This window comes from Mesorhizobium sp. M2A.F.Ca.ET.037.01.1.1 (assembly GCF_003998075.1).
GTDB lineage: Bacteria > Pseudomonadota > Alphaproteobacteria > Rhizobiales > Rhizobiaceae > Mesorhizobium.
Map to the genome: position 1 here is coordinate 1 of NZ_RZSA01001667.1, position 637 is coordinate 637.

Annotated in this window: 1 protein-coding gene; it reads left to right on the plus strand. The window is 65.5% G+C overall.

Features of this window, described 5'->3' with window-relative positions:
* Positions 1–566, plus strand: a 566-nt coding sequence (locus EOA27_RS39105; RefSeq protein ID WP_145970938.1) for an amidohydrolase family protein, incomplete at its 5' end; no start/stop codon positions are given.
* Positions 567–637 lie beyond the last annotated feature (71 nt).

Consider the following 637-nt stretch of genomic DNA (forward strand, 5'->3'; position numbering starts at 1 on the left):
ACATCCACCTGCATGACCGCGGCACGCTCGGCCTCTTCGAGATCGAGGAGATCGTCGCCCGTGCCACGGCGTCGGGCATGCAAGGCAAAGTCGCCGTCAGCCACGCCTATGCGCTGGGCGACATCTCCGCCGATGCGTTGGCCAGGGCTGGCGAGAGGATCGCCGCCGCCGGCGTCTCCATCATGACCAACGCGCCCGGCGACCATGCCTTTCCGCCGGTGGCCGCGCTTCGCAAGGCCGGCGTCACCGTGTTCGCCGGTTCCGACAACATCCGCGATTCCTGGTGGCCCTATGGTGATGGCGACATGCTGAACCGCGCCAATATGATCGGCTATCGCTCCGGCTTCTACGAGGATCGGGAGTTGGAAACAGCTTACGACGTTGTGAGCCATGCCGGCGCCAAGGCGCTGGGGCTGGAGGGCTACGGCATCGCCGTCGTCGCCAAAGCCGATTTTGTCGCGCTGAGGGCCGAGCATGTCCCGGAAGCGGTGGTGGCGGTGCCGAAGGATCGCACCGTCTATCGCGCGGGCAAGGAAGTGGCGCGGAATGGCAAGGTGACCGCGTAGCACAACCGGGCGTGCGCCCTGGGGCCGCATGCTCGATCCCCCGAATTAATTTGCACACATATGTTTCAGGC